At 69.1% G+C, this 18,124-nt stretch carries 17 protein-coding genes and 1 pseudogene; 9 read left to right on the plus strand and 9 right to left on the minus strand.

The window, feature by feature from the left end; all coding sequences use genetic code 11:
* Window positions 1-32: 32 nt before the first annotated feature.
* From OG300_RS06860 to OG300_RS06890, 7 genes are read right to left on the minus strand one after another with little or no spacing between them, the layout of a single operon-like run.
* Window positions 33-644: a hypothetical protein gene (locus OG300_RS06860; protein WP_405493280.1), complete on the minus strand. Its 612-nt coding sequence runs from the start codon at window positions 642-644 to the stop codon at window positions 33-35.
* 42 nt (window positions 645-686) lie between these two features.
* Window positions 687-2,132 carry a hypothetical protein gene (locus OG300_RS06865; protein WP_405493282.1) on the minus strand — a complete coding sequence of 482 codons (1,446 nt, stop codon included), beginning with the start codon at window positions 2,130-2,132 and terminating at the stop codon, window positions 687-689.
* Complete coding sequence (locus OG300_RS06870; RefSeq protein WP_405493284.1) at window positions 2,129-2,800, minus strand: FHA domain-containing protein; 672 nt, start codon at window positions 2,798-2,800, stop codon at window positions 2,129-2,131. The genes OG300_RS06865 and OG300_RS06870 overlap by 4 nt, the downstream gene beginning before the upstream one ends.
* Complete coding sequence (locus tag OG300_RS06875) at window positions 2,797-4,086, minus strand: VWA domain-containing protein (protein WP_405493286.1); 1,290 nt, start codon at window positions 4,084-4,086, stop codon at window positions 2,797-2,799. Before OG300_RS06875 ends, OG300_RS06870 begins: the two co-directional genes overlap by 4 nt.
* Window positions 4,083-5,087, minus strand: coding sequence for a PP2C family serine/threonine-protein phosphatase (locus tag OG300_RS06880; RefSeq protein WP_405493288.1), 1,005 nt, complete (start codon window positions 5,085-5,087; stop codon window positions 4,083-4,085). Before OG300_RS06880 ends, OG300_RS06875 begins: the two co-directional genes overlap by 4 nt.
* 1 nt (window position 5,088) lies before the next feature.
* Window positions 5,089-7,341: a tetratricopeptide repeat protein gene (locus tag OG300_RS06885; protein ID WP_405493290.1), complete on the minus strand. Its 2,253-nt coding sequence runs from the start codon at window positions 7,339-7,341 to the stop codon at window positions 5,089-5,091.
* Entirely contained in the window at window positions 7,338-8,240 is a 903-nt protein-coding gene (locus tag OG300_RS06890) for a hypothetical protein (RefSeq protein ID WP_405493292.1), read from the minus strand. The genes OG300_RS06885 and OG300_RS06890 overlap by 4 nt, the downstream gene beginning before the upstream one ends.
* Before the next feature lie 178 nt (window positions 8,241-8,418).
* Between OG300_RS06890 and OG300_RS06895 the strand changes: the two genes are divergently transcribed.
* Window positions 8,419-9,270, plus strand: a complete 852-nt coding sequence (locus OG300_RS06895) for an acyl-CoA thioesterase (RefSeq protein ID WP_405493294.1) — start codon at window positions 8,419-8,421, stop codon at window positions 9,268-9,270.
* Between the two features lie 62 nt (window positions 9,271-9,332).
* Here OG300_RS06895 and OG300_RS06900 read toward each other — a convergent pair whose 3' ends face one another.
* Window positions 9,333-11,024 carry an APC family permease gene (locus tag OG300_RS06900; protein ID WP_405498491.1) on the minus strand — a complete coding sequence of 564 codons (1,692 nt, stop codon included), beginning with the start codon at window positions 11,022-11,024 and terminating at the stop codon, window positions 9,333-9,335.
* A gap of 198 nt (window positions 11,025-11,222) precedes the next feature.
* Between OG300_RS06900 and pdxT the strand changes: the two genes are divergently transcribed.
* The 7 genes and pseudogenes from pdxT to OG300_RS06935 all read left to right on the plus strand — a co-directional run bounded on the left by pdxT (window position 11,223) and on the right by OG300_RS06935 (window position 16,070).
* Window positions 11,223-11,846, plus strand: coding sequence for a pyridoxal 5'-phosphate synthase glutaminase subunit PdxT (gene pdxT, locus OG300_RS06905; RefSeq protein ID WP_405493296.1), 624 nt, complete (start codon window positions 11,223-11,225; stop codon window positions 11,844-11,846).
* A 96-nt stretch (window positions 11,847-11,942) separates the two neighbouring features.
* Entirely contained in the window at window positions 11,943-12,695 is a 753-nt protein-coding gene (locus OG300_RS06910; RefSeq protein WP_405493298.1) for a YebC/PmpR family DNA-binding transcriptional regulator, read from the plus strand.
* Window positions 12,696-12,845: 150 nt separating this feature from the next.
* A complete protein-coding gene (locus OG300_RS06915) occupies window positions 12,846-13,280 on the plus strand; it encodes a hypothetical protein (RefSeq protein ID WP_405493300.1) in 435 nt (144 codons plus the stop codon).
* A gap of 86 nt (window positions 13,281-13,366) precedes the next feature.
* A pseudogene (locus OG300_RS06920) lies at window positions 13,367-13,525 on the plus strand (macro domain-containing protein); the annotation flags it as partial.
* A gap of 144 nt (window positions 13,526-13,669) precedes the next feature.
* Window positions 13,670-14,275, plus strand: coding sequence for a Holliday junction branch migration protein RuvA (ruvA, locus tag OG300_RS06925; protein WP_405498492.1), 606 nt, complete (start codon window positions 13,670-13,672; stop codon window positions 14,273-14,275).
* 6 nt (window positions 14,276-14,281) lie between these two features.
* A complete protein-coding gene (ruvB, locus tag OG300_RS06930; RefSeq protein ID WP_405493302.1) occupies window positions 14,282-15,376 on the plus strand; it encodes a Holliday junction branch migration DNA helicase RuvB in 1,095 nt (364 codons plus the stop codon).
* A 238-nt stretch (window positions 15,377-15,614) separates the two neighbouring features.
* The gene (locus OG300_RS06935) at window positions 15,615-16,070 is read left to right on the plus strand and encodes a nitroreductase/quinone reductase family protein (RefSeq protein ID WP_405493304.1); all 456 of its coding nucleotides are present in this window, start codon (window positions 15,615-15,617) and stop codon (window positions 16,068-16,070) included.
* 22 nt (window positions 16,071-16,092) lie between these two features.
* Here the strand turns inward: OG300_RS06935 and OG300_RS06940 are convergent, their stop codons facing one another.
* A complete protein-coding gene (locus OG300_RS06940) occupies window positions 16,093-17,061 on the minus strand; it encodes an NADP-dependent oxidoreductase (protein ID WP_405493306.1) in 969 nt (322 codons plus the stop codon).
* A 70-nt stretch (window positions 17,062-17,131) separates the two neighbouring features.
* Between OG300_RS06940 and OG300_RS06945 the strand changes: the two genes are divergently transcribed.
* Window positions 17,132-18,100 (plus strand): GlxA family transcriptional regulator, encoded by a 969-nt coding sequence (locus OG300_RS06945; RefSeq protein ID WP_405493308.1) that lies wholly within the window; start codon window positions 17,132-17,134, stop codon window positions 18,098-18,100.
* The last annotated feature ends 24 nt before the right edge of the window (window positions 18,101-18,124 follow it).

Consider the following 18,124-nt stretch of genomic DNA (forward strand, 5'->3'; position numbering starts at 1 on the left):
CCTCAGCCGGGTGCCGTCCGGTGGCCGGTGCGTCAGCCGACGCGCAGCGCGGGACGGTCGGGGTGATCCCAGGCGATCAGCAGATCGGCGGATTCGTCACGCTCGCGGTCGTATTCGAGTAAACCGTCGACGGTGAAGTGCTGCGCCGGATCGGTGTGGCGGCGCAGCGCGGCCTCGGACATGCGCAGTTCGACGGTGAAATCGAAGCTCAGCCCGCGACCCAGCAGCATCGGACCGGCGACCAGCAGCACGGTGCCGGGTGCCGCGTCCTGGATGCGGGCGCGCGCCGAACGATCGGTGTGCTCGTTCCACAGGGCGGGCAGGTAGCGGCCGCTGCTCCGGAGTGGTTGCAGCACTTCACGAGTCAGGGCGGCGTAGTCGAACCAGCCGGTGCGGTAGGTGAATTCGCTGTCGCGGTCGTATTCCAGCCGCACCGAGGCCGGTCGCACCCAATCGTGCAGTGACACCGTCGCCGCCGGTCGGCCCCGGCCACGCAGCAATTCCGCGACGCCCTCGGCGAAGGAGACCGGCCGGGCCGCGTCGGCCCCGTCCACGGCGATCACCGTGTAGCCGTCGGACTCCGCCGCCCGGTCGGCGACCAGGACGGTCAGGGCGTCGGGGCTCAGCGCGGTGAATCGGGGCACGCCACCATCATGATCAGTTCGCGTGCCCCGCTTCGCGCCGGGTCAGCGGTATTCGGCGAGCCGGGGCCGCACCCCGAGCAGCACCAGCACTGCGAACACCACGGCCGCGCCGTAGGGCAGCCAGTTCCCCCACCCCGACAGCGCCTGCTGGCCGCTGTCGATCGCGGTGTCGAACGCGTGCTGGTTGATCTCGATGGTGGCGACCAGCGCCTTGTCGTAGACCCCGAAATCGTCGTTGGACTTGCCGGTGTCGAAGGCGATCGCGCCGTGCAGATCGGTGTGGGACCGATCGCGCAGCACCCCGTCGTCGTGCTGATACGCCTGATAGGCGGTCAGCGCCTGGGACGCGGCGCTCTGCTCACCGCCGAAGGTGATGTTGCGCAATTCCTTCCCGAGGAACGAGTCCACCCCGACCGGCACCCGCGGCGGCCGGTACCCGGTGAGCGCGGTGTCGAGGGCGGCCCGATACTCCTCGAGCGTGTGCGCGGGCACCGAGGCCAGCTGCTGCGACTTGTCGAAGAACCCCTGCTGATAGGTGTCGGCGTGGGCCGGGTCCAGCAGATAGCGGCTCTCGTCGGCATTCGCGCTGAAGCCGACCGCCCGTGCCTGCCGCAGGGCCAGCAGCGAATCGAAGGCGTCCTGCTTGGCGACCGTGAGCTGTTGTGCCGCTGTACCGTTGGCGAGAAATCCGCCGAGCAGCAGGCCCGCCGCCAGCACGGTGGTCAACGCCAGCGCCGGGTTGACCCGGCGGCGCAGCGTCACCCGCAACACCACCTGCAAGCCGATCAGCGTGGCGAGCAGCAGCACGCCCAGCACGGCGATCCGCACCCGCGCCATGGTCGTGGTGTGCTCGGTGTCGTGGTAGGCCTGGCTGAGCACTCCGCTGTTGGTGTCGGCGAGTTTCTGTGCGCGCGTGAGCAAGTCGGGCACCAGCGCGGTCGCCGACCGATAGGCGTCGAGGGTGCGGGCCGAGGGCTGCCCGGCCGGGTCGTGGTCGAGGTCGCCGAGTTGCAGGGTGTCCGCGGCCAGCGCCTGGTACTTGCCGAAGCGGTCGAGCAGGTCGCGGATCTGCTGGGCGGCATCGTCGTTGGTGGCGATGGTCATGGCCTGCTGCAGGTCGGCATCGGCCTGGGTGCGGCGCTGTTCGTAGGTGGTCAGCGACGTGGCGCGCACGGTGGCGAGCGTCGAATCACTGCCCGCCAGCAGCACATTCGCCAGCTGCGCGTCCATATCTGCGAGCGCGAAGTACAGGTCCTCGGTGGCGGTGACCGTCGGCGCGGTGTGCTGCCCGATCACGTCGATGCCGTGCCGCGCCGAGCGCGCGTCGGCGGCCAGCACCAGCGCGGTGATGCCGGTCAGTACGACGGCGAGTACGGCCAGTAGCCGGATCCAGTCGGGGGTGTCGGCGCGACCCGGCAGCGCCGAACGGACCCGCGGCAGCAGGGTGCGGGCCGGGGTGGACCGGGTCGGGGTGAGCAGCGCGGTCATGAGGTGATTCCCGGTTCCTGGTGCACGGTGAGGGTGGTCCACGCGCCGAGGTGGATGCGGTCGCCGGATCGCACCGGCACCGCCACCCCGCGCGTGATCGGGTCGACGGCGTCGTTGAGCCGCGTCCCGTTGGTGGAGCCGAGATCCAGCACGGCCCAACCGGTTTCGGGATGCGGCAGCAGCAGCGCGTGCAGATGCGAGATGCCCGGATCCTGCGGCGGCCCGGCGAGATCGATCTCCGGCTCGATGCGCTGCGAGGCGCTGTGGCGCCCGACCCGCTGCTGCGTCCCGTTCAGCACATATACCCGGTCGGGGCACTGAGCGGGGAATTCGACGTCGTCGTCCGGACTGCGCATGGTGTCGAAGTAGGAGCGATCCGCGGATACCGTTGCGGTCCACGAGGTTTGCGTCAGCACCGGAACCGGTGTCGCGAGCACCGTGGGCGCGGACATCGCCACAGTGGCCGCGGGCACACCGGCGACGAAGTCGTAGCTACAGCCCTCGCAGAAGCGCCCGGTCTGCGGCTCTCCGCACTGCGGACACGGAACCTCCACGGGTTCGGCTGCCCCCGTGGGTATCTCGGTGACCTCCAGTAGCAACCCGCAGACGTCGCAGTAGTCGGTGGCCGTCGATTCGTGCCCGGCCGGACAGGTCGACACGGCGCTCACCGCTTCTGCACGCGGGAGGTCTTGGTGGAGCGGGTGTCCAGGGTCATCTCGTCGGCCTTGCGGACCGCGGATTTCAGCCGGACCGTCCCGGTGCGGGCATCGAGCACATCCACCACCCCCTCGAGCAGTTTGGCGGTGTCGGCATGCCCGGACGCCGCCGCGATCTGCACGGCCCGTCCGAGTTTGCGGGTGGCGGTGTCGAGATCGCCGTCGCGGCGGGCGGCGAGGCCCTCCTGGATGGCTCCGGCGAGTTCGGCCTGCCCGGTGTAGTGGGCGACCTCGGCGCTGATCTTGCTGGACTGGGCGACATCCTCGGTCCAGACGGCCTTGATCAGCCCCTGCCCCAGCACCTCCGCCGTCGCACCGCTGCCCCGCACCAGGCCGACCCGCCCCGCGAGCATCACATCACCGAGTCCACCCGCGGCGACCTCCAGGCCCAGGTGATAGTCGCGGCTCTCCGCGCCACCCCACGACCCGGTCGGGTATTCGCCTGTCTGCGGACCGGTTTCGGTCCTGCGACCGGTCAGATCCAGCAGTTCCGGCGCGACCTGCTTGACGAAGCGCACGGTCGCGCCGCGCGGAGTCCACAGCCGCAGCGAAACATCGGCGACCGACTTGCCCATGGCCGCCGTCGTCATGGTCCGGAAGTCGGCCACCAGATCCGCGGGGTCGGCGACGATGTCCACGGTGCCCAGCAGCCCGGTGGACACCTTGCGCAATTCCGCTATCTCCCAATCGGTTCCGACACCGCGGCAATCGCACACGAACACCCCGGAACTGGCCTGCACCTCGACGTCGAGCTGCGCGGCGGTCTCATGCTCGTCGCGGCCGTCGGTGAGCAGGATGGCGTGACGCAGACCGTCCCGCGTCCCGAACAGGTTGCGTGCCAACGCCAGCCAGCTGCCGATGGCGGTTCCGCCGCCCGCGCGCAACTGCTGCACGGCGGCGATGGCGTTGGCCTTGTGATTCGGGCTCGCGGTGATCAGCGTCGGCGTCACCGGATACACCATGCGCGCGGTATCGGTCCCGGCGACGACCGCGAACTCGACCCCGTCGCGCACCGCGGAAATCGCTGCCGCCGTGGCGTTCTTGGCGGCTGCGAGCTTGCCGTGACTGTGATCCATCGACCCGGAGCAGTCGAGGATGATCACCTCGGCCGCGCCGCCCGCCGGACTCGGACCGCCTCCGCTGGCGGTCACCGTGACCACGGCATCGACCCGGGTGGCACCCGCGGGCAGGTACTCGTTCTGGAAGGTGTCGATGTGGAAACCCAATGGCGCGTTCATGATCGGCTATTCCTCGGGGTAGCGGGAAACGGTGCGACGGCGACGGTGATGTTGTCGCTGCCGCCTGCGGCGAGCGCCAGGTCGGCGAGCCGATGGGCCGTGGACAGGGGAGTGGTGGCGGTCGGGGGCAGCACGATGGCCGAGAGTTCGTCCGGACCGGGGAAGTAGTTCCACAGTCCGTCGCTGCACAGCAGCACCGCGCCGGGCCCGGCCGGAACGAAGGTTCGCACCACCGGTGCGAGGGGGTCGGCGTCGGCTCCCAGCCACGCGGTGATGGTGTGCGCGTCCGGCATCGACATGGCCACGGCCTCGTCCACGCCGAGCGCGACCAGCCCGGCGGCCACCGAATTGTCGCCGGTCAACCGCTGCGCCGGGGTGTCCGCGACGGCGGCCGCCAGCCAGTAGGCGCGGCTGTCGCCGATCGAGCACACGGTCACCGCGTCGGCGGTGAGCACGGCGCAGACGATGGTGCAGGCGGGACTGTGGTCTCCGGGGTTCGCGCGGTCACCGAGGTCGGCGACCGCGTCGGCGGCCACCGCGATGGCCGCCTCGATCGCGGCCTCCGCGCCGCGGCCGCTGCGCAGCGCGCCGACGAGATGCTCGGCCGCTGCGGTCGCGGCCAGCCCGGCCGCCTCGTCGGCCCGGTCGGAACTCGACACCCCGTCGCAGATCACGAGCACGACGGTCCCCGACGATTCGAGCACCCGCACCGCCATCGCATCTTCGTTGCGCGCGTGATGTTTTCCGCGATCGGTGACCGCGGCCGCGACCCCCATGTCGATCTCGCAGCGATCCCCGGCGGTGGAGCGGATCCCGCAGACACGGCAGAACCCGTCGGCGTCGAGCCCGCTCGCGCCACACGAAACACACTGCGGCACTGCCGGATCGGCGGGACGCAACGACGCCCCGCAGTCCTCGCAGAACCGATCGCCGGGGGAGTACCCGGCTCCGCAAGCCGGGCATTCGCCCGTGAGCTCTTCAGTGGTGGGCACAGTCGTCATGTCACACCCAGCTCAGTGGGCGAATTGCATTGGCCCGGTTCACCAGATCGCGTCGCGTGATCCGATCCGTGGTCAGCCGCGCCAGTGACCGGTACTGGGTCTCGAGCGCCCGCCGCAGCTCGGTATCGGCGAACCGGCAGCCCAGCACCGTCGCCCCGTTCTCGACCGGCTGCGCGGCGGTGAGCGTACGGGCGGCATCCAGCACGGCGATACTGCGCCACGCCCGATGCTCCGGATCCAGCGGCAGCACCCCCAGTCGATTGCCCGCCGCCACCAGATACGGCCCCGACCCGCCCGCCAGCTGCACCCCGAGGGCGGCCAGTTGCGCGGCGGTGTGATGACTCGAGGTGTCGGGCACCGATTCCGCGGCCGCGATCGCACCCTCGATATCGCGTTCCTGCAATCGGGTGCGCACCAAACCGAAGGCCGCGCTGGGGAATCCGTTGTCGGTCCGCCACACCGTTCGATACAGCCGGGAGGCGGCGTCGTGCTCACCGGAGCACTCCAGCGCGACCGCCAGGGCCAGTTTGCCGGCGGCCTCACCCGGCAGCATGCCGTACACGGTGTCGAAATGCTTTCGCGCGCTCGCGAAGTCGCGGCTCGACAGCGCTGCCAGACCGCGATACCAGGTGATGCGCCAGTCGGCGTCCTCGGTCTCCTCGAGCGCGGCGAGCTCGGTGCGCGCCGTGTCGTGGTCACCGGCTTCGATGCGAGCCCGCACCAGCGCCAGGGTCACCTCGGGTGAGGAGACCGGCGCGGCCTCCAGCGCGACGACCAGCTGATGAGGGTCACCGATGCTGGTGGTGGCGAGGAATCCGGCGGCCGGATCGGTGGCGTCGACCATCGGAATCGGCAGCGCCCCGGCCACGATCGCCGGATCCGGCACGGCGGGCCACTGCTGCGGGTCCGCGCCGAAAGCCTTGCGCTCGCCACTGAACACGCTCGACAGCGCCGGTCGCGGCTGCCCGTCCTCTGCGGCCACCACCTCGCGCAGCACCCCGGTGACCTGCTCGGCCATCTCCGACGCCGACCCGAAGCGCTCGTTCGGATCCGAAGCTGTCGCCCGCTCGAGCAGCCGCCGCAGCGACGGAAACCGGCCCAGCAGTGGTGCTTCGGCATCCGGCGGCAGCGTATAGCGGTACGTGCCGCGGTAGTCGAAGTTGAAGATCAGCACCGCCAGCGTGCGCGCCACCGTGAACAGATCCGATTCCACCGACGCGCCCTCGGTTTCCAGCTCCGGCGCGCAGTAGCCGTCGGTCTTGAACCCGGCACTGTCCTCGTCGTCCATCCGCCGCACCGCGCCCAGATCGATGAGCTTGAGCTGCTCCTCGGTCTGAATCATGTTGTCGGGCTTGAAATCGCAGTACAGCAGATCCATCCCGTGCAGATAGCCCAGCGCGGGCAGGATCTCGAGAATGTAGGCCAGCCCCTGCGCCACCGGCAGCGGCTCCAGCCGCCCCGTCGAATCCCGCTGCGAGCGAAGCTCTTTGATCGACGCGCCGCCCACGTACTCCATCACGATGTAGCCGACCAGCTCGCCGCCGCGCGGATCGGGATGCTTGACGAAGTTGAAGATCTTCACGATGTTCGGATGCTCGACCGAGGCCAGGAACTGCTGTTCGGCGACCGCCGCCGCCAGCGCGTCGGCGTCGCCGGTGTCGAGCAGGCCCTTGAGCACCACCCAGCGGTCGCTGACATTGCGGTCGCGCGCCAGATAGATCCAGCCCAGACCGCCATGCGCGAGACAACCCAGCACCTCGTACTGCCCGGCCACCAGATCACCCTCGGCGAGCTTGGGGGCGAAGGAGTACGCGCTGCCGCAGTTGCGGCAGAAGCCCTCGGTACGCCCGGGCGACCCCGCCCGCCCGCGCCCGACCGCGTCACCGCAGTTGCTACAGAACCGCTCCCGTTCGGGCACCTGCGGATCGGCCATCACCGCCGTCGACGGATCCCGGTACGGCACTTGCGGAATCGACACCAGGCCCGCACCGAGGCGTCCCCGGCTCGACCGCGCCGTACGGGTGGAGCGGGACGAGGAGCGGCTGGATCCCCGCCTGCTCTGCCGCCCCGAGCGACCGGAGGTGCCGGTGAGCGTGCCGGAATGGGTGAACGGCACCGAGGATCCGTTGACCACCGGACCGGAGGCCGTGGGCAGCACCCGAATCGAGGAGGTGAGCGCGGGCGCGAGCCCGCATTCGTCGCAGAAGCCGTCGAGGATCGTGCCGGTGCAACCCGGCCGTGCGCATGTGGTCATCGTGTCGCCGTCTTCTCGGTGATCGCCTGCTGATACTCGGTCACCGCGTGCGCGGCGGCATCGAGATCGCAAGGGGTGGAATGCAATAGCTCATAGGCGCGTCGATAGCGGGCGTCGATGCCGGGATCCTCGGTCAACCCTGTCCGGGCCGCCTTGACGCGGTACGCACGGATCCGGCCACGCAGTTCGTCGCGGCGGTCCAGCAGCTCGCGCAGCAGCTGGTGCACCGCGTCCAGCTCGCCCGTGAGGGTGTCACCGGGCTCGCGGGCGGCCAGCGTCAGCGGATCCGACATCGCCAGTGCCCGTTCGGCATTCAATCGCGCCTCGGCGGCATCCAACCGCGCGAGCGCTGCGGCCGCCATCCCGGTGAGCCGGGGATCGGCGGCCAGTTCCCGCAGTTCCCGCAGCCGGTCCCCGGCCCGATCCACCTGTGGCAGGATCTCGGAGAACACCGTGTCGCCCAGCCCCGCGAGCCGCGCCACCTCCCGATAGTCGGCCGTCATCTCGGCGACCAGCTGTGTCAGCGTCAAGGCCCGGCTGACCGCCGCCGGACCCAGCAGTCCCCGCTGGGCCAGCGGAATCGGTTGTGGCGCAAGCGTGACCGAGGCGTCGCACAGCAGCGTCGTCAACTCCGCGAGTTCACCCGCGCCCGGCCTGGGCCGCCGCGCCCGCACCCGATGCGCCTGCGCGGACACCGATTCGAACAGTCGCAACCGGCTCCAGAGCGTGTCGAGCCGAACCCGGGCCTCCGCCCAGCGCGCCGCGCTGTCCCCGCTCAGCGGCACTTCGTCGAGAAATCGCACCCCCGGATGTCGCTCCAGCTCCGCGAGATTCGCGGATATCTCCCCATGGTCGGCATCCAGCCGAGCCAAGGCCTGATCGACCTCGGCAATTGCCAACACCGGCATCCCCCGTTCGAGCCATGAAACCAGCGAGCGTGAGCCCGTCAGCACATGCTGCCACCGCTGGGCGTAAGCAAAACGTAAGGATTTTCCGGTCCCTCCACGGGCTCCGCCGCATCGGCGAATCGCTGCGAGTTGTTAGCCTGAGCCCGACCACGGCGAAGGGACGAAGTGCATGGCCACGATCGAAGAGGCTCTCGAGATAGAGCAGCTCGAACGCGACATCTTCCGCGGTGCGTCCACCAAGACGCAGCTGCCGCGCACATTCGGCGGGCAGGTCGCCGGGCAGTCGCTGGTGGCGGCGGTGCGCACGGTGGACCCGCACTTCCTGGTGCATTCGCTGCACGGTTACTTCCTGCGCCCCGGCAATCCGGAGCAGCCGACCGTCTACCTGGTCGACCGCATTCGTGACGGGCGCTCGTTCTGCACCCGCCGGGTGACCGGGGTGCAGAACGGTGAGGCCATCTTCACCATGTCGGCCTCCTTCCATGTCGGCGACGAGGGCCCCGAGCATCAGGACGTGATGCCGACCGTGCCCGATCCGCTGGAACTGGACGACGCCAAGGAGTCCATGAGCCCGGAACGACTGTGGGCCATGCGCGAATGGGAGCACTGGGACATCCGCACCATTCCGCAGGACGACGTGGACCGCCGCGAAGGGCTCATCGCCCAGCAGCAGGTGTGGTTCCGCTACCGGCACCCGCTGCCCGACGATCCGCTGTTCCACGTCTGCACGCTGGCCTACATGAGCGATATGACGCTGCTCGGCTCCTCGAAGGTCATCCACCCCGACGAGCCCACCCAGAACGCGTCGCTCGATCACGCCATGTGGTTCCTGCGTCCGTTCCGCGCCGACGACTGGCTGCTCTACGACCAGCAGTCGCCCTCGGCCGGGGCGGGCCGCGCGCTCACCGCCGGACGGATCTGGAATCGCGAGGGGCAGCTGGTCGCGGTCGTCGTGCAGGAGGGCCTGATCCGCAACTACCGCGACAAGAGCGGCGGCTCCTACCCGCCCGGCGCGGCGTAAAGACGCAGGGCACAAACGAATACAGCGCGCCGGAGACGAAAGTCCCCGGCGCGCTGTCTGTTTCAGGCCGTCTGCACCCGCAGATGGCACACGACCGTATCGGGCATCTTGCGCAGCACCCGCTCCAGCTCATCACTGCGATGACTCGGCAGCACGTGATTCCAGCCCACCGGCGGTTCGATCTCCGCGATCACCACCACCTTGCGGCGGTCCGGGAAGTGGTCGCGCACATAGCGTGCCACCGGCCCGCCGACCGTGGAATCCCCGTCCTCCAGCAGTACCAGGCGCACATCCGGATGCCAGGTCTCCCACTCCTTGGTGAAGACCGTGATGTTCTCGCCCGGCAGGCACACGTGCACCGCGATCACGTCCCGGCCCAGCGACATCGCCGCCGAGAGCGCCTCCCGACTCAGCTCCGACACCTCCGAGACCGGCACCACGATGGCGGTCTCGGAGGGCCGCGGCTCGGCGGGCACACAGCCCGAGCCGCGGCAGCCCTCGATCTGCCCGTAGACGGTGCGCACCCGCTCCATCGCGATCACGATCAACGGCAGCACCAGCACGATCAGCCACGCGCCCTCGGTGAATTTCATGGCCGTGGTGACGATCAGTGCCACGAAGGTCAGCAGCGCTCCGAACCCGTTGAGCGCGGCCCGCGGGCCCCAACCGGGCGAACGCTCCAGCAGCCAGTGCCGCACCATGCCGACCTGCGCGATGGTGAACCCGACGAACACGCCGATCGCGAACAATGGCACCAGCGCGTTCATGTCGCCGCGCGAGGCCACCAGCAGCACCGCCGAGGACACGCCCAGCGCCAGCACGCCGTAGCGGTACACCTCGCGCGGCGAGCTCACCGCGAATCGGTGCGGCAGGCAGTTGTCGTCGGCCAGGATCTTGGTCAGTGTGGGCAGCCCGCCGTAGGAGGTGTTGGCCGCCAGCGCCAGCAGGATCACCGTCGCGAATTGCACCACGTAGTAGGCGATTCCGTGCCCGAGCGCGGCCTCGGTCAACTGCGACAGGATGGTGGTGCCCTCGATCGGGTGGATCGAGAACTTGCCGATCAGTGTCGCCAGGCCCAGCAGCATCAGGCCCAGCAGCACACCCAGCGCCACCTCCGCGCGCTGTGCGCGCTTCACCTTCGGCGCGCTGAAGCTGGGCACCGCGTTGGCGATCGCCTCGACACCGGTCAGTGCGGCACACCCGCTCGAGAAGGCCTTGAGCAGCAACAGGATTCCGATGGTGCGTGCGTTCTCCGCCACGGCCGCACCGGTGCTCACCGACGCGGGTTCGGCGCGCAGCAGCCCCGCGATGATCACCACGAAGATGCCGATCACGAAGATCGCGGTCGGGGCCATGAAGGCGCGGGCGCTCTCTCGGATTCCATACAGGTTCAATACGGTGACCCCGAGCAGCACCGCCAGGCAGATCCACGCCGTGTACGGGAACAGTTGCGGGAAAGCGGAAGTCAACGCCGCCACGCCCGCCGCGATCGATACCGCGACGTTCAGTACGTAGTCGACGATCAGCGAGGCGGCGGCGACCAGGCTGGTGCGCCTGCCCAGTCGGGCCTTCGCGACGGCGTACGCGCCGCCGCCGTTCGGGAACGCCGCGATCACCTGCCGATAGGAGGCGATCAACACGGTCAGCAGCACCACGATGGCCAGGGTCACCGGCAGCGTGTAGCCGAGGCCGACGCTACCGGCGGCGGCCAGCACCAGCACGATCGCCTCGGGCCCGTAGGCGACCGAGGCCATGGCGTCCAGCGATAGTCCGGCAAGTCCGGTCGCGACGGTCAGCCCGCGTCGCGGCCGGGTTTCGGTCCCCGTCTCGGGCCGGGCGTGTGGAAGAACATCAGTCACATCGGGAGTGTTCACCCGCAAACGCTCTCGAGCACCTGCCCTGACGAAACCTTGACGGCCTGGGTGAGCCGGGCCACACACCCTGCCGAACGTATGCTCGACGACGTGAAACCGACGATTGGTGTGCTGGCCCTGCAGGGTGACGTCCGAGAACACCTGCACGCGCTCGAGGCCAGCGGGGCGCAGGCGGTCCCGGTGCGCCGGGAATCCGAGCTGGCCGCCATCGACGGATTGGTCATCCCCGGTGGCGAATCCACCACCATCAGCAAACTCCTGGAAGTCTTCGAACTCCTGGAGCCGCTGCGTCAGCGGCTGCGAGATGGCTTGCCCGCCTACGGTTCCTGCGCGGGCATGATCCTGCTCGCCGCCGAGGTGCTCGACACGCGCGCCGATATGCAGGCGCTGCACGGCATCGATATGACGGTGCGCCGCAATGCCTTCGGTCGTCAGGTCGATTCCTTCGAGACCGACCTCGACTTCGCCGGGCTCGACGACGGCCCGGTGCGGGCGGTCTTCATCCGCGCCCCGTGGGTCGAACGTGCCGGTGCCGGCGTCGAGGTGCTGGCTCGGGTGCCGTCGGGTCCGGCGGCCGGGCAGATCGTCGCGGTGCGGCAGGGCAATGTCATGGCCACCTCCTTCCATCCGGAGGTAACCGGGGATCTGCGGGTGCACAAGCTGTTCGTCGACACCGTGGTGCGCCCGCGCGCCGGTGTCTGAGCGGGCACTCGAGTAGACTGGTGCGGCTGTCCGTCCGACGGGGCGGGTACGTTGCGACTTTGACGAACGAAGCCCCCTGAAACGAGGAAGTAGGGAATGAGCGGCCACTCCAAATGGGCCACCACCAAGCACAAGAAGGCCGGGATCGACGCGAAGCGCGGCAAGCTCTTCGCGAAGTTGATCAAGAATATCGAGGTGGCGGCCCGCACCGGTGGTAGTGACCCGGACGGCAATCCGACCCTGTTCGACGCCATTCAGAAGGCGAAGAAATCGTCGGTGCCCAACGACAACATCGAGCGCGCGCGCAAGCGCGGCGGCGGTGAAGAAGCGGGCGGCGCCGACTGGCAGACCATCATGTACGAGGGCTACGGCCCCAATGGTGTCGCCGTTCTGATCGAGTGCCTCACCGACAACCGCAACCGCGCCGCCGGCGAGGTGCGCGTGGCCATGACCCGCAACGGCGGCAATATGGCCGACCCGGGTTCGGTGGCGTACCTGTTCCACCGCAAGGGCATCGTGACTCTGGACAAGAACGGCCAGTCCGAGGACGACGTGCTGATGGCGGTGCTGGACGCGGGCGCCGAAGAGGTCACCGATCTGGGCGAGCAGTTCGAGGTCATCTCGGAGCCGACCGACCTGATCGAGGTCCGCAAGTCCCTGCAGGCAGCGGGCATCGACTACGACTCGGCCGAATCCGGCTTCCAGCCCTCGATGTCGGTGGCGGTCGACGCCGACACCGCACGCAAGGTCTTCAAGCTGATCGACGCGCTCGAGGACAGCGACGACGTGCAGAACGTCTACACCAACATCGATATCTCCGATGAGGTGCTCGCCGAGCTCGACGACTGAGCTACCCGGCATTCGGTGGCCGCCCGCACCTCGCGGGCGGCCACCGCTGTATTCCGGGGGAGATCTCGGGGTTGTCCCCGATGTCGCGAAAGCTCCTGTGCGGCAAGGTTGATCACGGGTCGGAACCTTGTCGATAGGAGTGATCGAACCATGTCGCTACGGTTGATGACCGGCCTGGGAGCAGCCGCACTACTGGGCACCGCCGCAGGCGTCCTCGCCCCCGAGGCAGCCGCCAAGGACCTCGCGCCCGGCCTCTCCTGCCGCAACGGCTCCTGCGTCAACGACACCGACGACGCCTACCGCGTGCAGATCCGGGTCTCGTGCCTGAACATCATCGACACCCACATCCTGCCGATCCGGGTGAACCCGCACACCACCACCCGAGTCCCGGCAACCTGCGACAGCCACTGGACCCCCGGCCCGCTACGCCCCGGCCCGTCGACCATGAACCCCGACGGCACCTGGACCACCGGCCCCATGACCACCGGTCCGGACACCTGGCAGCCCGGCACCGTCACCAGCATCGACTTCCTCAGCGCCACAGTCGACAACGGGCGAGGCGACATGCCCCCGACCGGATCTTGATCCAACAATCCGGCCCCGCACCACATTCGGAGTTCCCCGGTCCCGATGCGAGAATCCACGCATGACCGAACTGCGCGCGGTACGCGGTGACATCACCGAACAGCAGGTTGGCGGCCGAGGAGCATTCGGCACTGCTGGCCTCGTGTTATAGCGAATCGCTGCGGGTGGCAGACGAACTCGGGGCCGAAACGGTGGCGTTTCCGGCGATTTCCACCGGCGTCTACGGGTGGCCGATGGATGATGGTGCGCGCACTGCGGGCGTGACCGGCATCGCGCCGTGTCGTGATCGGGCGGATCGGTACGGTCCGTTAGACTCTCGAACAGTTGTTCGTCTGTGGTGCGAGGAACAGCTTGACCGGCAACGAGTGTGGACGGAAGGCGGTAACGCGGTGATCGCGTCGGTACGCGGTGAGGTGCTCGAGATCGGGCTCGACCATGCGGTGATCGAGGCCGCCGGGGTCGGGTATCGGCTCAATGCCACACCCGCCACCCTGTCCGGACTGACCCGTGGCGAGGACTCGCGCCTCTATACGACCATGATCGTGCGCGAGGACTCGATGACCCTGTTCGGCTTCGCCGACACCGAGTCCCGCGAACTGTTCAGTCTGCTGCAGACGGTGTCGGGTGTCGGACCGAAACTGGCGATGGCGATCCTGTCGGTGCTGGAACCCGAGGCGCTGCGCAAGGCGCTCGCCGAATCCAATGTGGCGGCCCTGACCCGCGTGCCCGGCGTCGGCAAGCGCGGCGCGGAACGCATGGTGGTGGAACTGCGCGACAAGGTGAATCTGGTTCCGGTGCAGTCCGGTCCGCCCGGATCCGGTCCCGCGCCCATGGTCACCCCGATCCGCGACCAGGTGGTCGAGGCACTCATCGGACTCGGCTTCCAGGCCCGGCAGGCCGAGGGCGCGGTGGACGCGGTGCTGGCCGACGAACCCGGCATCGGCACCTCGCAGGCGCTGCGCACCGCGCTGGGACTGCTCGGCAAGAACCGATAGGCGATCATGACCGAGGAATTCACCGACTTCGCCGAGGACGACGACGAATCCGCAGTCAGCGCAGACTATCTGAAGTCCGACGGTGAGATCGAAGCCAGCCTGCGCCCGAAATCCCTGGACGACTTCATCGGCCAGCCGCGCGTCCGCGAACAGCTCGCCCTGGTGCTGCGCGGCGCGAAACTGCGCGGCGGCACCCCCGATCACGTCCTGCTCTCCGGCCCGCCCGGCCTCGGCAAAACCAGCATGGCCATGATCATCGCCGGTGAACTCGGCACCGCGCTGCGCCTGACCTCCGGACCCGCGCTGGAACGCGCGGGCGATCTGGCGGCCATGCTGTCCAACCTGGTCGAGGGCGATGTGCTGTTCATCGACGAGATTCACCGAATGGCCAGGCCCGCAGAGGAAATGCTGTACCTGGCCATGGAGGATTTCCGTGTCGACGTGGTCGTCGGCAAGGGCCCCGGCGCGACCTCGATCCCCCTCGACATCGCCCCCTTCACCCTGGTCGGCGCCACCACCCGCTCCGGCGCGCTCACCGGCCCCCTGCGTGACCGCTTCGGTTTCACCGGCCACATGGACTTCTACGAACCGGCCGAACTGAAACTCATCCTGGAACGCTCGGCCCGAATCCTCGGCGTCCGACTGGATTCCGCCGCCGCCGCCGAAATCTCTGGCCGCTCCCGTGGCACGCCGCGTATCGCCAACCGCCTGCTGCGCCGCGTCCGCGACTACGCCGAGGTGAAGGCCGACGGCATCGTCACCACCAAGATCGCGCACGCCGCCCTGGCCGTCTACGACGTGGACGTCCTGGGCCTCGACCGCCTCGACCGGGCCGTTCTCGGTGCGCTGATCCGCGGCTTCAACGGCGGTCCGGTGGGCGTCTCGACCCTGGCCGTCGCGGTCGGCGAAGAGGCCGCCACCGTCGAGGAAGTATGCGAACCCTTCCTGGTACGAGCAGGTTTGGTGGCCCGTACCCCCCGTGGTCGCGTCGCCACCGCCGCGGCCTGGGAACACCTGGGCCTGGTTCCGCCACCGGATCTGGTCTTCGGTTCGATCGAGGTCAGGCCGCGCGAGCCACAGCTGGACCTGTTCGAACCGTGACGGCCGGTCTCCCGGCGAGGGGTCGCGCTCACGCTATCCGGATCGCACTGCCTTCGGTGTTCGCAGATGACTGACCAGGTGATTGGTCGATCGCTCGTGCGGCGTGCTCGTCGGCGACACAGGGTGTTCCGGCTCGTGCCGGCTCCAGTCATTGACTCGCAGCGGCCACACATGATGCAGTCACAAAGCTCGCGAAGCTATCGACAGAAGATGCCGGCCAACTGAAACAGGAGAGGCCATGGGCGACAAGCAGAAGACCCCCGATTGGGTTGCGGAGAGCGGCGCGTGGGTGCTGGAAAACGGACACCGAATGTTGTTGAAGCTGACCGGCGGTCGCTGGCCGCACAGGCTCGGCTCGATGCAGGCCTTGGAGCTGCACACGATCGGCCGCAAGACCGGTCAGCGGCGCTCCACGCTGTTGAGCTCGCCCATTTTCACTCCGGAGCGGATCGTGCTGATCGCCTCGCTCGGCGGCGCTTCGCACAACCCGGCCTGGTATCTGAATCTCGTTGCCCATCCCGATGTCGAGATCACTGTGCGCGGTGAGACCAAGCCGTACATCGCGCGCACCGCTTCCCCGGAGGAGAAGGCCGAGCTCTGGCCCGAGATCACCCGCGGCCCCGGCAACCCGTACGACGGATATCAGCGCAGTACTGCGCGGGATATCCCGGTGGTTATCTGCGATCCGGCCTGACAGCGCGTTCTAGGATGGGGGCTCAGTCGACCGTCAGCACGAGTTTGCCGACGGTGCGGCCGGTTTCGCCGAGGGCGTGGGCCTTGGCGGCGTCGGTCAGTGGGAAGGTGCCCGCGATAGCCGGGCGCAGTGCGCCGGATTCGGCGAGATCGCGCAGTGCGTTCATGCCGGTGTGGTCGGCCTCGACCAGCAGGACTTCGGCTCGCACGCCGAGCTTTTCGGCCTCGGCGAGCAGGGGTGCGCCGCCGTTGGCACGCAGGGACACCACGACGCCGCCGGGGCGCAGGGTGCGCAGGGAGCGGATGGCGTGGTCGGCGTCGATCGGGTCGATCACCACGTCGATATCGCGGACCGTCTCGGCGAAATCGGTGGCGCGGTAGTCGAGGGCCTCGTCCACGCCGATACCGCGCAGGAACTCGTGGTTGGCGGCGCTCGCGGTGCCGATCACGTACGCGCCCAGCGCCTTCGCGATCTGCACGGCGAAGTGGCCGACGCCCCCGGCGGCGGCATGCACCAGGACACGCTGTCCCGCTTGCAGATTCGCGGTGTCGACCAGCGACTGGTAGGCGGTCAGCGCGGCCAGCGGGATGGCGGCGGACTGCGCGTGATCGAGGTTGGCGGGCTTGCGGGTGAACGCGCGGGCCGGGCCGGTCACGTACTCGGCGGCCGCGCCGTGCCCGTGCGGATACGGCAGCATGCCGAACACCTCGTCGCCGGGCTTGAACAGTGTGACGCCGATGCCGGTCGCCACCACCTCACCGGAGACGTCCCAGCCGAGCACGAACGGCGGCGGGGGCAGGAACAATCCGGCGCGGCGGCGGTGTCCCCAGTCGGTGGGGTTGAGGGCGGTGGCGCGCACCCGCACCAGGATCTCGCTCGGACCCGGTTGCGGCACCGGCAGTTCCACCTGGTGCAGCACCTCGGGGCCGCCCAGCACGTCCTGTCCGATGGCCCGCATGGTGGCCGGAACGGTGTTGTCCTGTTCGCTCATGAGGGCAATCCTGCCCGCTCGCACCACACCGGGAAATGGCACGATTGCCATTATTCGATAGAATCGCGCCATGCCGTCCGTGTCGCAGCGCCCCCATCGAGTCGTCGTGCTGGCACTCGACGGCGTCTACCCCTTCGAACTGGGCATCCCCAACCGGGTGTTCGGCACCGCCGATGGCCGCTACGAGGTGCTGACCTGTTCACTCGACGGACAGCCGGTCCGCAGCAGCTCCGATTTCGACATCGCGGTGGCCCACGACGCGCGGGCACTGGACACCGCCGATACCGTGGTCATCCCGCCCTGCGACGTGCTCTCGATCCTGAACGACGGCCTGCCCCAATCGATTTCGGCCGCCCTGGCCCGCGTCCGCCCCGGCGTCCGCCTGGTCTCCATCTGCACCGGCGCGATCGTGGTGGCCGCCGCGGGCCTGCTCGACGACCGCCCCGCCACCACCCACTGGAACTTCGCCGACCGCTTCCGCGCCGCCTTCCCGAGGGTCCGGGTCGACCCGGATGTCCTCTACGTCGACGACGGCGACATCCTCACCTCCGCGGGCGCCACCGCCGGAGTCGACCTGTGCCTGCACCTGATTCGCAACGACCACGGCAGCGAACTCGCGAATATGGTCGCCCGCCGCTGCGTGGTCCCGCCCTGGCGCGAGGGCGGCCAGGCCCAGTTCATCGAACAACCGGTCCCCGCGACCACCGCGTCCGGCACCGCCACCGCCCGCGAATGGGCCCTGACCCACCTGCACGAACCCCTCACCATGTCCGACCTCGCCACTCACGCCCGCATGAGCGGCCGCACCTTCGCCCGCCGCTTCCGCGACGAGGTAGGCCTGAGCCCCGGCCGCTGGCTCATCCAGCAGCGCGTCTTCCGAGCGCGCGAACTCCTGGAAACCACAGACCTTTCCGTCGACCACATAGCCGGAGCCGTCGGCTTCGCCACCGGCACCTCGCTTCGCCAGCACCTCCACGAGGCAATCGGCGTCTCCCCCTCCGCCTACCGCCGCACCTTCCGCACCGGGACCCCCGCCTGAGCATTCCCCACCAAGATCAAGGAG

The sequence above is a fragment of the Nocardia sp. NBC_00511 genome, from assembly GCF_045161165.1.
GTDB lineage: Bacteria > Actinomycetota > Actinomycetes > Mycobacteriales > Mycobacteriaceae > Nocardia.

Excerpts from the sequence above, each read along its gene's own strand:
- OG300_RS06915 (WP_405493300.1), top strand. The coding sequence starts at position 12,846 with ATGTCGCTACGGTTGATGACCGGCCTGGGAGCAGCCGCACTACTGGGC.
- OG300_RS06880 (WP_405493288.1), bottom strand. The coding sequence starts at position 5,087 with ATGACGACTGTGCCCACCACTGAAGAGCTCACGGGCGAATGCCCGGCT.
- OG300_RS06910 (WP_405493298.1), top strand. The coding sequence starts at position 11,943 with ATGAGCGGCCACTCCAAATGGGCCACCACCAAGCACAAGAAGGCCGGG.
- OG300_RS06875 (WP_405493286.1), bottom strand. The coding sequence starts at position 4,086 with ATGAACGCGCCATTGGGTTTCCACATCGACACCTTCCAGAACGAGTAC.
- OG300_RS06900 (WP_405498491.1), bottom strand. The coding sequence starts at position 11,024 with ATGGCCTCGGTCGCCTACGGGCCCGAGGCGATCGTGCTGGTGCTGGCC.
- OG300_RS06895 (WP_405493294.1), top strand. The coding sequence starts at position 8,419 with ATGGCCACGATCGAAGAGGCTCTCGAGATAGAGCAGCTCGAACGCGAC.
- OG300_RS06885 (WP_405493290.1), bottom strand. The coding sequence starts at position 7,341 with ATGACCACATGCGCACGGCCGGGTTGCACCGGCACGATCCTCGACGGC.
- OG300_RS06945 (WP_405493308.1), top strand. The coding sequence starts at position 17,132 with ATGCCGTCCGTGTCGCAGCGCCCCCATCGAGTCGTCGTGCTGGCACTC.
- OG300_RS06935 (WP_405493304.1), top strand. The coding sequence starts at position 15,615 with ATGGGCGACAAGCAGAAGACCCCCGATTGGGTTGCGGAGAGCGGCGCG.
- OG300_RS06940 (WP_405493306.1), bottom strand. The coding sequence starts at position 17,061 with ATGAGCGAACAGGACAACACCGTTCCGGCCACCATGCGGGCCATCGGA.
- OG300_RS06865 (WP_405493282.1), bottom strand. The coding sequence starts at position 2,132 with ATGACCGCGCTGCTCACCCCGACCCGGTCCACCCCGGCCCGCACCCTG.
- ruvB (WP_405493302.1), top strand. The coding sequence starts at position 14,282 with ATGACCGAGGAATTCACCGACTTCGCCGAGGACGACGACGAATCCGCA.
- pdxT (WP_405493296.1), top strand. The coding sequence starts at position 11,223 with ATGCTCGACGACGTGAAACCGACGATTGGTGTGCTGGCCCTGCAGGGT.